The 10,146-nt window shown below is 60.6% G+C and carries 9 protein-coding genes and 2 pseudogenes; 6 read left to right on the plus strand and 5 right to left on the minus strand.

What is annotated here, in order from left to right; genetic code table 11:
• The 4 genes and pseudogenes from tnpA to tnpC all read left to right on the plus strand — a co-directional run.
• On the plus strand, positions 1-380 hold a 380-nt coding region (tnpA, locus tag AB0T83_RS19615), incomplete at its 5' end, for an IS66-like element accessory protein TnpA (RefSeq protein ID WP_366194901.1).
• A complete protein-coding gene (gene tnpB / locus AB0T83_RS19620; protein WP_366194902.1) occupies positions 377-532 on the plus strand; it encodes an IS66 family insertion sequence element accessory protein TnpB in 156 nt (51 codons plus the stop codon). The genes tnpA and tnpB (AB0T83_RS19620), both read left to right, overlap by 4 nt.
• Complete coding sequence (gene tnpB, locus AB0T83_RS19625; RefSeq protein ID WP_366194903.1) at positions 492-656, plus strand: IS66 family insertion sequence element accessory protein TnpB; 165 nt, start codon at positions 492-494, stop codon at positions 654-656. Before tnpB (AB0T83_RS19620) ends, tnpB (AB0T83_RS19625) begins: the two co-directional genes overlap by 41 nt.
• Before the next feature lie 132 nt (positions 657-788).
• A pseudogene (tnpC, locus tag AB0T83_RS19630) lies at positions 789-2,476 on the plus strand (IS66 family transposase).
• Positions 2,477-2,590: 114 nt separating this feature from the next.
• On the opposite strand, the gene pta reads toward tnpC, so the two are convergent.
• From pta to AB0T83_RS19655, 5 genes are all read right to left on the minus strand, one after another.
• Entirely contained in the window at positions 2,591-3,610 is a 1,020-nt protein-coding gene (gene pta / locus AB0T83_RS19635) for a phosphate acetyltransferase (protein WP_366194904.1), read from the minus strand.
• Positions 3,611-3,621: 11 nt separating this feature from the next.
• Complete coding sequence (locus AB0T83_RS19640) at positions 3,622-4,623, minus strand: YeiH family protein (protein WP_366194905.1); 1,002 nt, start codon at positions 4,621-4,623, stop codon at positions 3,622-3,624.
• Positions 4,624-4,750: 127 nt separating this feature from the next.
• Positions 4,751-6,532 carry a sulfoacetaldehyde acetyltransferase gene (xsc, locus tag AB0T83_RS19645; protein WP_366194906.1) on the minus strand — a complete coding sequence of 594 codons (1,782 nt, stop codon included), beginning with the start codon at positions 6,530-6,532 and terminating at the stop codon, positions 4,751-4,753.
• A gap of 36 nt (positions 6,533-6,568) precedes the next feature.
• Positions 6,569-7,972: an NAD(P)/FAD-dependent oxidoreductase gene (locus AB0T83_RS19650; RefSeq protein ID WP_366194907.1), complete on the minus strand. Its 1,404-nt coding sequence runs from the start codon at positions 7,970-7,972 to the stop codon at positions 6,569-6,571.
• A gap of 29 nt (positions 7,973-8,001) precedes the next feature.
• The gene (locus AB0T83_RS19655; RefSeq protein ID WP_366194908.1) at positions 8,002-8,388 is read right to left on the minus strand and encodes a nuclear transport factor 2 family protein; all 387 of its coding nucleotides are present in this window, start codon (positions 8,386-8,388) and stop codon (positions 8,002-8,004) included.
• A 492-nt stretch (positions 8,389-8,880) separates the two neighbouring features.
• Between AB0T83_RS19655 and AB0T83_RS19660 the strand changes: the two genes are divergently transcribed.
• Entirely contained in the window at positions 8,881-9,804 is a 924-nt protein-coding gene (locus AB0T83_RS19660) for a LysR family transcriptional regulator (RefSeq protein WP_366194909.1), read from the plus strand.
• Positions 9,805-9,936: 132 nt separating this feature from the next.
• Positions 9,937-10,068: pseudogene (locus AB0T83_RS19665) on the plus strand (IS256 family transposase); the annotation flags it as partial.
• Positions 10,069-10,146: the final 78 nt, after the last annotated feature.

Here is a 10,146-nt window from a genome sequence, read left to right on the forward strand (position 1 = left end):
GACGCCGACCTCATCGAACGCATCATGGCCGACGAGTAATACCGGTGAGGCAAGACGGCCCTCGGCGTAGCTTTACGGAGAGTTTCGTCGGGTATCGTCAGGCAAGCGCCACGGCGCGGCGGCAAGGGATTTCCCGGTCCCTTCTGACGGTCTGGCGGCGGCAATACCGGAATGGTGAACTTGGAGCACCGCGGCTGCCGGCGTTCATCCCGCTTGCGATGTCAGCCGAGGCCGAGCCCGCGGCTTCCAAACTGCCTCTGCCATCGAACGCGGACGCCAGGGTCGAGATCGTGCTGACGAACGGGCGCCGCGTTGTCGTGCCAGCCAATGTCGATCCGGAGGCGCTGGCTCGGCTGCTGCCGATCGTGGATCGCGGATGATCGCGTTTCCGGCGGGCGCGAAGGTCTGGATTGCGGGCGGTGTGACGGACTTGCGGCGCGGCATGAACTCCCTAGCGCTGACTGTGCAGCAGGGTCTCGGGCGCGATCCGCATGCCGGCAAGGTTTTTTTGCTTTCGCGGCCGCAAAGGTGACCTGGTCAAACTGCTCAGGCACGACGGGGTGGGCATGTCGCTCTATATAAAGCGCCCCGAGGCCGGGAAGTTCATCTGGCCGACAAGTGGAAGTGGTGAGGCGGTGCAGATCTCTGCGGCCTAGTTGGGCTATCTTCTGGAAGGCATCGGCTGGCGCAACCCGCGCTGGACCTAACGCTTTGCAAAGGAAGGATAGATCAGTCTGATCGGTCCTATTTGCATGGGCTTCCCGTTGTCGGTGTGATAGGTCTCCACCATGTCAGAGACCGCCTCCGAGATCGCCGGATTGCGTGCCGCGCTCGCGACCTCGGAGGCCCGTGCCGTAGCCCCCGAGAGCGAGTTGGCGCAGGCCCGCGCGGTGGTCTCGACCTCGGAAGCGATGATCAAGCACCTCCGGCTCGAGATCGCCAAGCTCCAGCGCGAACAATATAGACGCAGCTCTGAACGCCGCGCGCGTCTGATCGATCAGATGGAGCTGCAACTCGAGGAACTCGAGACCGCCGCCACCGAAGACAAACTCGTCGCCGAGATGGTGGCAAGGACCACGTCCGTCGCGGGGGGCAGTGTCGTCGCCCGGCCCGCAAGCCTTTCCCGGAGCATCTCCCGAGAGAACGGGTGGTGATCGAGGCGCCGACCGCATCGTGTAGATGAGCGACGACGTCACCGATACGCTGGAGGTCATTCCGCGCCAGTGGAAGGTGTTCCAGACTGTGCGCGAGAAGTTCCCGAGGCTCCGCCCGTTCACGCCTCGAACCGTCCATCGGACGGTTCGCCGCTTTTGGCGCCCGGCGCTCACCCTGCCGCCACTGCGAGAAGATCTCGCAGGCTCCGGCTCCGTTCCATCCCACTCCACGCGGCTGGGCCGGGCCGAACCTTTTGGCGACGATCCTCTTCGAGAAGTTTGGCCAGCATCAGACCCTGAACCGGCAGGCCGAGCGTTATACGCGGGAAGGCGTCGAACTTTGCCTGTCCACCCTGGCCGATCAGGTCGGCGCCTGTGCCGCCGCGCTCGCGCCCGTTCATGCGCTGATCCGAGAACATGTCCTGAAAGCCGAACGGTTACATGGCGACGACACGACGGTGCCGCTGCTGGCGAAAGACGGGACCAAGACGGCGCGTCTGTGGACCTATGTCCGTGACCATTGCCCGTTCGCGGCTTACGCGCCGCCCGCGGCGCTGTTGCACTTCTCGCGCGATCGCGAAATGGGCCGCCCCAACCGGCATCTCGCGGGCTGGCAAGGGGTTCTCCAGACCCCCTCTCATTGTTTGCAGGCAAACCACTGCCGCGCAGCGGATGCCTATGGCGGTTACAACGACCTCTACCGCGACGACCGTGATCCCGGCCCGGCGGAGCGCGCGCTCTGCCGGAGCCATGCCCGGCGCAAGTTCTTCGAACTGGCCGACATCAAGGGAAATATCCGGAAGGGCAAACCCGCCCATGACATCGTGCCCGTGGCACTCGAAGCGGTGACTCGGATCGATGCCCTCATCGACGTCGAACGTCAGATCAACGGTCTGGATGACACATCACGGCTCGCGGCCCGGCAACGACTGTCCCGTCCGCTGGTCGAAGAGTTGCACGACTGGATGCGCGCCGAGCGCGACACGATGTCGAAGCACAACCCCGTCGCAAAGGCGATCGCCTACATGTTCAAGGCGGACCGCTGGGAGGCCTTCACGCGCTTCCTTGAGGATGGCCGGATCTGCCTCACGAACAATGCCGCCGAACGGACGCTCTGCGGCGGGGCCCTCGGCCGGAAGTCAAGGCTCTTCGCGGGCTCCGAGCGGGGTGGTAATCGCGCCGCCTTCATGTATTCCCTGAGCGTAACGGCCAAGATGAACGACATCGATCCACAGGCCTGGCTGCCCGACATGACTGCCTGGCAGGTGCCGACACTGCTACCGTGGAACTGGAAGCCCTTGGAAGTCGGCCAAGCCGCCTGACCGCAGCCTACGCCGGATGCTTACCAAAGAACAGGAAGGAAGATCGCTACAGTGACCAGGTCATGAGCGAAGACCAAAACTGAGAGTGAACCAATTTCCGGCGAAAATACCTTGTCACGCTTCAGCGGAAATCAGCACATGTTCCGCCTGAGCAGCGGTTACCGCGATCATGTGCAGGAGGTCCTCGGATGTGCAGCCGCGCGAAAGGTCGTTGGCGGGTTTGGCGAGACCCTGGAGGATCGGGCCGATGGCCACCGCACCACCGACACGCTGCGCGATCTTGTAGGCGATGTTGCCGCTTTCGAGATTTGGGAAAATGAAGACATTGGCATTGCCGCCCAAGGCGGAATCGCCAGCCTTGGAGGCCGCGACATCGGGAACAAAGGCCGCGTCGAATTGCAGTTCGCCGTCAATCAGCAGCGCCGGATTGGCGGCCTTTGCAATTCCTGTGGCGGTTACTACTTTCGAGACCGAATTGTGACTGGCACTGCCTCGAGTAGAGAAGGACAGCATCGCAACACGCGGTATATCGCTGGTCAGCTCTGTATAGGACTGTGCGGAGGTCAACGCTATCTGCGCCATTTCCTCGGCATTGGGGTCCACGACGAGCCCGCTGTCGGCAAAGACATGCGCGCCTTTCTTGATATGGTGGGTCTGGCAGAACAGCATCAGGAAGAAGCTGGACACCAGCTTTGCTCCCGGCGCCGGGCCGATCACCTGGATGGCGGTGCGCACGATCTCGGCCGTGGTCGCGACGGCACCGCCCACGGTGCCGTCGGCATGGCCGGTGCGAACGAGAAGTGCGGCGAAGACATGCGGGGAACGGGCGGCTTCCATCGCCTGTTCCGGGGTAACGCCCTTGTGCCTCCGCCGCTGGAAAAAGACCTCGGCAAGTTCGTCAATCAGCGGCGAAGTGGCCGGGTCGTGGATCTCGACGCCTTCGTCCGGTACAGCGCCAAGCTCTTCGAAGCGCGCGCGGATCTCTGCTTCCGGCCCGACAAGCGCTATCCGTGCAATGCCCTGCTTGCGGGCGGCGATGGTGGCCTGCACGGCGCGCGGATCGTGGCCCTCGCTTAGCACGATTTTCTTTTGCGAACGCGCCGCATTTCTCAGGATCATTTCGAGCGGTTTCATGTAAGCTCCAATCAGTGGCCGAGAAGGGCAACGCACAATAGGACGAAGACAGCGATAAAGACGGTTTCGGCTACGATCAGCGCAATGGCCTGACCGCCGACGTCGAGGATTCGTTTGAGCGAAGTCTTCATGCCTACCGCGGCAATCGAGATCAACAGTGACCAGCGGCTGAGCGAGGACAGAAGCTCCACCACCCCGGCGGGGATCAGGCCGATGGAATTCAGCGCGGCGAAGATCAGGAAGCCGATCACAAAGAACGGCAGGATCGGCGGACGCTTTCCGTCCATCTGGTCGGCAAAATTGCGGCGCACCAAAACCGAGATCACAAGTACCACTGGCGCCAGCATGGCGACCCGGATCAGCTTGACCAGCGTCGCCACCTCGCCTGTCTCTTCCGAGACCGAGAAACCCGCGCCGACAACCTGGGCAACGTCATGAATGGTACCGCCAAGGAAGACGCCAGAGACCTCGTCGTTGAACTCGAAAATTTCGGTGAGGATCGGATAAGCGATCATCGCCACGGTCGAGAGCACAGTGACTGACAACACGGTAAAGATCAGGTTGCGCTCGGAATGTTCGTTCTTGGGCAGGACCGCCGAGATTGCCATTGCGGCAGAGGCACCGCAGATTGCGACCGATCCGCCGGTCAGGATGCCGAAGCGCCAGCCGCGGCCCAGAACACGTGCGCCGAGGAACCCGAAGAGGATGGTCAGGATCACCGCAGCGATCACGACGAAGATCAATTGCGGCCCGAGGCCGACGATCAGTTCAACCGAGATCCGCGCGCCCAGAAGCGCCACGCCAAACCGCAGGACGGTGCGGGAGGTAAACTCGATCCCAGGTTTGCAGGAGACTTCTTCTGACAGAAAATGAAAGGCGATGCCAAGGAGCAGCGCCATCAGCATGGCCGGTGCGCCGTAATGTTCCGACAGGAACTGTGCCGCCACCGCGACCACCACTGCCACCAGAAACCCCTGGCCGTTGTTCCGCACGAGATGGCCAAGTCCGGACATCGCCAACTTGGATGCGCTTGTCGCCTGCATGTTCATTCCCTTTCCGAATAACACCCACCCGAACGGAACGACGGCCCGGGTGGGCGCGGTACACCGGGACAGTACATTGTCCCGGCGCCCCTTTGCTTCAGCTAGCCAACGGCTGCGGACGCATGTCGTCGCGGTTGATCCCAGCCACCGAAACCGGCTTCTTCATCGCGTCGCGGCGGAAAGGCTCACCCAGTTCCTGGTTCAGCAGCACTTCGATGAAGGTTGTCGTGCCTTCTTTCATTTGTGCCTGCACAGCGGTGTTGAGCGCGTCGGTCAACTCGGCCATGGAAGAGACCTGAACGCCCTCGACGCCGCAGGCCCGGGCGATGCCGGCATAGTCCACGTCCAGCGCCAGCTCGGTCCCGACAAAGTTGTCATCGAACCAGAGAGTCGTGTTGCGCTTTTCCGCGCCCCACTGGTAGTTGCGGAAGATCACCATGGTCACCGGCGGCCAGTCATCGCGGCTGACCGAGACCATCTCGTTCATCGAGATGCCAAAGGCGCCGTCACCGGCAAAGCCCACCACCGGAAGGTCCGGACGGCCGATCTTGGCGCCCACGATGGCCGGGAAGCCATAGCCGCAAGGTCCGAAGAGACCCGGAGCCAGATATTTGCGGCCTTCCTCAAAGGTCGGGTAGGCGTTGCCAATGGCGCAGTTGTTGCCGATGTCGGACGAGATGATCGCCTCTTTCGGCAGCACCTGCTGAATGGCGCGCCATGCCATGCGGGGCGACATCTTTTCCGGCTCGCGGTTGCGCGCGCGTTCGTTCCAGGTGGTGCCCGGATCGTCGTCCTCGTGGTCCATCGAGGTCAGTTCCTGCGCCCAACGCGACTTGGTCTCCGAGATCAGCGTCTTGCGCTCGGTCCGGCTCGCATCGCCCGCGTCATCCGACAGCTGCGCCAGGATACCCTGAGCCACTTTCTTGGCGTCGCCGACGATACCCACGCTTACTGGCTTGGTCAGGCCGATCCGGTCGGGGTTGATGTCGACTTGGATGATTTTGGCGTCTTTCGGCCAGTAGTCGATGCCATAACCCGGCAGGGTCGAGAACGGGTTCAAACGGGTGCCCAGTGCCAGCACCACGTCCGCCTTGGCAATCAGTTCCATCGCCGCTTTCGAGCCGTTGTAGCCCAGCGGACCGACCGATAGCGGGTGCGAACCGGGGAAAGCGTCGTTGTGCTGGTAGCCGCAGCAAACCGGTGCATCCAGCCTTTCGGCCAGCGCCTTCGAGTCCTGAATAGCGCCGCCGATGACCACGCCAGCCCCGTTCAGGATGACCGGGAACTTGGCCGATGACAGCAGCTCCGCCGCTCGGGTCACCGCCTCTTCGCCGCCCGAGGGGCGTTCAAATTCGACGATGGCGGGCAGGTCGATGTCGATCACCTGAGTCCAGTAGTCGCGCGGGATGTTGATCTGTGCCGGGGCGCTGGCGCGCTTGGCCTGAAGGATCACCCGGTTCAGAACTTCGGCCATACGGCTGGGATCGCGTACCTCTTCCTGGTAGGCCACCATGTCTTCCAGCAGCGCCATCTGTTCGACTTCCTGGAAACCGCCCTGACCGATCGTCTTGTTCGCCGCCTGCGGGGTGACGATCAGAAGCGGCGTGTGGTTCCAGTAGGCGGTCTTGATGGGCGTTACGAGGCTGGTGATTCCGGGGCCATTCTGGGCCACCATCATCGACATCTTGCCGGTTGCGCGAGTGTATCCATCCGCGATCATCCCAGCATTGCATTCATGGGCGCAGTCGAAGAACTGGATACCCGCTGCCGGGAACAGGTCGGAAATCGGCATCATGGCCGACCCGATGATCCCGAAGGCCTTTTCGATCCCATGCATTTGCAGGACTTTGACGAAGGCTTCTTCTGTCGTCATTTTCATAGCGTTTCTCCTTTTGAAGATATGGTGCTGATATTGCTAAATAATTTCGTCTCTTAGGTAGTACCAGACATAGGCGAGGCGCTGTCCCGTTCGGCGGAAGGGCGTCAGCAGACCATGGCTCGGAAGGGGTGACGAAAAGATCGGTAGGTCGAAAACCTCGTCCTTGTCGCCAGCGACAAGCTGCGCAAGACGCCGCCCGGCCTGCGCGGAATACATGACCCCGTTGCCGCCGTAGCCCATGGCGTAGTAGACTGTCTCGTTGGGATCCGGCTGAAAAATGCGCGGCATCATGTCGTGGCTGACATCGACCCATCCCCACCAAGAATAGTCGAGGCTGATCCCTTGCAACGCCGGGAACTTGCGAGCCAAACCAGCACGGAGCATTGCCAGGTGCTTGTCGTTTTCGGCGTCGCGGCCGGTCACGGCGCTGCGGCTGCCGATTTGGATCCTGTTGTCCGGCAAAAGACGATAGTAGTGGCGCAGAGTGCGTGTATCCGTCAGCGGCGACATGACCTTGATCCCGCATTCATCCAGCTCCGCTTCGGTCAGCTGCCGGGTCACAATCGAATTCGACAGAATCGGCATTAGCCGGTGTTTGGTCTTGCTATTGAGCCCCGGCGGCGTGTAACCGGCGGTTGCCAAGGCCACGGCCTTGGCACGGACGGTCCCACCGGGCGTGCGCAGATGATGCACGCCATTCTTCTTGTGCCAGCCCATGACCGGGCTGCCGGTATGGATTTTCACGCCGAGATTGCGGGCCATGCGAAGATATCCGAACGCCAGTTTCGCGGCGTGGATGCAGGTACCGTCGGGTTCCCACAACGCGCCCGCGGCTTCCATGTCGCGGGCGTAGCCTTCGTGCAATTCGTCGCGGCTGAGTATCCGTGCGCGATAGCCGAATGTTTCGTTGAGCACTGCGCATTCGGATTTGAGCTTCGGCATGGCTGAATTGCGGTGCGCGATATAGAAGTGTCCGCCCGGCTGAGGATCGCAGTCAATCTCGTCTGACGCGATCAGGTCGCTGAACAGGTCGAAGGCTTCCGAAACCTCGGAATGCATCCGCCGGGCGACATCCGTGCCCCACCGTTTGATCCATTGCGACCTCTTCAGCCGGCCTGAAGAAATCTGCGCCTGCCCCCCGTTTCTGGTGGAACATCCCCAGGCCACGGTATTGGCTTCAAGGACGACAGCTTGGATACCGTGGTTCTTTGCAAGGTGAATGGCCGTGGACAGCCCAGTATAGCCCGAGCCAATGATCACGACATCGGCATCGAAATCAGAGGAAACCGGCCCATCGTCTTGGGGAGGCTCACCTGCAGTCCCGATCCAATATGTCGGCGCATAGCCGCGGTTGTGACCCGGACCCGCGTCAATGATTGGATCGTATTTCGGGTCGTAGCTGGCCGATGGCCAGCGCAAACGATGTGTGTCGTCAACCATGTGCAGGTACCCTCAGACTGCGAGAACGATCAGGCCTTGAACATCGGTCGGTTCTTACGAAGTGCCTGCTTCACAACGATTTTGCCATCGCGAAGAGTGAAAAGGTCGGCGCCCTCGGCTTCGAACCGCATGCCGCTGGCATCGGTACCGCTGAACGTCCACTCCGATACAGCACGATCGCCATGCACGAAGTGGCTGTGATGCGCCCAATGGGCGTCTTCCATGCTAGTCCAGACCGCTTCGAAAGCCGCAGCGATGGCCTCGGCCCCCTCGATCCGATTGCCAAACTTTTCGTCACCTCCAACGGTGTAGAAAACGCAATCGTCGGCGAAGTGGGTCATAACCGTGTCGATGTCGTGCCGGTTAAATGCATCAAAGGTATCTGCCAAGTCCTTCGCGGTGAGAGTTTTCGTCATGTTCCATGCTCCATTGTTCTGTTGGCCTGTGCTGTTCCGAGTTGCTCCCGCCGCGCGAAAGGCAACCCGACTCAGCCTCGATTGCCGCACCATAGGTCGCCGGAAGGCGCCTATGAATACCAACCTTTGCGCACAAAGTTTCATAAACAGCGAACATTTCGATAGCCCGAGAAACTGCTGGTGACGGCGCCACAGGCTTGGCACGCCGCCTTGACGGCTGCGCTCCGTCAAAACATTGCTATTACGTTGAAAAACTCAGCCCCGAGCTGCCATGCCTCCGGGCCGGATCAAGCAGGGTTGGCTCCCGACTTTAGGGCAGAACAGCACTCCCCATTGCCTGCAATGGTTCACCATCGCCACAAGCCCGGCGGCGGTAACCCAAAAGCATGAGCAGCCGGCCACGCGACTTCGAAGGGGTTGAGTTCCGTAATGGTCTCGCCCATCATTGCGCGGCTCCGTGAGTACCCTACGTCAACTCAAGCACATATCTCCATGCCAACGCCGACACCCTCTCTTGTAACGCGCATCGGCGAGGCCGATTTGAAGCTCTTGCGCGTGTTTCGGACCGTCGTGGAAAGCGGAGGGTTATCTGCGGCTGAGAACCAGCTGAATATCGGTCGGTCTACAATTTCGAAGTATCTCGCGGATCTGGAACTTCGTCTCGACCTGAAACTCTGTCATCGGGGACCGTCCGGATTCGCGCTGACAGAGGAAGGCGCAACTGTTCTGGAAGCCGCCGATCGGTTGCTTGCCGCGGTTATGGATTTCCGTATCGAAGTGAATGAGATCAAGCAAAATCTGGTTGGCGTCGTGCGCGTTGCCCTGTTCGATCAATGCGGTTCCAACCCCGAAGCGCGCCTGTCCAGCGCAATTCGGTCTTTCAATCAATCTGCGCCTGCGGTGAACATCGACCTCTCGCTTGAACCGCCCAATCAAATCGAATCCAAGGTTGTGAGCGGTCAGCTGGACATCGGAATCATCGCTGACTACCAACGCTCGGGGAGTTTGAAGTATCATCCTCTCTACGGAGAAAACATGTACCTTTATTGCGGTCGGGGGCATGAATTCTTCGACTGTCCTCAATCCGAGCTTGAGCTGGCGAATGTGCGTTCCGTCAATTACGCGGGCATCGGCGTTACCTCACCGAACCTTCATGCCAGCCAAAAGTTGATGTTGAAGCGTGCCGCCACAGTGCAAAGTGAGCACGCTCTGGCCATCCTTATTCTGTCAGGCTGCTATATTGGTTTCCTGCCGGATCATTTGGCAAGGGACTTCGAAAAACAGGGCCGATTGAAGGCAGTACGGCCTGATGAATTTCACTACCGAACGACGTTCAGCGCCGCTATTCGCCGCAGCCCGGAAACACATCGGATTGCCAAGTTGTTTCTGGACGCGCTTGTAAATGAGCATACTTGACAAGCCGCGAAGTACGGTGCCCCGGGCCAGTCAAGATGAGATATAGCTGAAAGTTGGTGATGGCCCTGAGGGGCGGCATATCATGGCGTTGTTCGCGCGCCGCAATTCTCTGCAGAGAAAAGGATATGCCACATGAAGAATCCTACCACCACGCCGTTGCCGGATGCATCGGGATTTTCACCCGATCCGCTCACGGATGTCTTGCGATCAGGTGCGCGCGAGTTGATCCAGCAAACGGGTGAAGCTGAGCTGTCCGCACTGCTGGTGCTCTGCCCCCCAATAACTGGATCGTTAGAAGCGCGAGTTGTCCGCTAAGTTTCCCAGGCTGGGAGAGGAGCGGAA

The organism is Meridianimarinicoccus marinus (genome assembly GCF_040689105.1).
GTDB classification, from domain to species: Bacteria; Pseudomonadota; Alphaproteobacteria; order Rhodobacterales; family Rhodobacteraceae; genus Meridianimarinicoccus; species Meridianimarinicoccus marinus.

Coding starts and splice junctions, on each gene's coding strand:
- AB0T83_RS19655 (WP_366194908.1), bottom strand. CDS start 8,388: ATGACGAAAACTCTCACCGCGAAGGACTTGGCAGATACCTTTGATGCA.
- AB0T83_RS19660 (WP_366194909.1), top strand. CDS start 8,881: ATGCCAACGCCGACACCCTCTCTTGTAACGCGCATCGGCGAGGCCGAT.
- pta (WP_366194904.1), bottom strand. CDS start 3,610: ATGAAACCGCTCGAAATGATCCTGAGAAATGCGGCGCGTTCGCAAAAG.
- AB0T83_RS19650 (WP_366194907.1), bottom strand. CDS start 7,972: ATGGTTGACGACACACATCGTTTGCGCTGGCCATCGGCCAGCTACGAC.
- xsc (WP_366194906.1), bottom strand. CDS start 6,532: ATGAAAATGACGACAGAAGAAGCCTTCGTCAAAGTCCTGCAAATGCAT.
- tnpB (WP_366194903.1), top strand. CDS start 492: ATGCCGGCAAGGTTTTTTTGCTTTCGCGGCCGCAAAGGTGACCTGGTC.
- tnpB (WP_366194902.1), top strand. CDS start 377: ATGATCGCGTTTCCGGCGGGCGCGAAGGTCTGGATTGCGGGCGGTGTG.
- AB0T83_RS19640 (WP_366194905.1), bottom strand. CDS start 4,623: ATGTCCGGACTTGGCCATCTCGTGCGGAACAACGGCCAGGGGTTTCTG.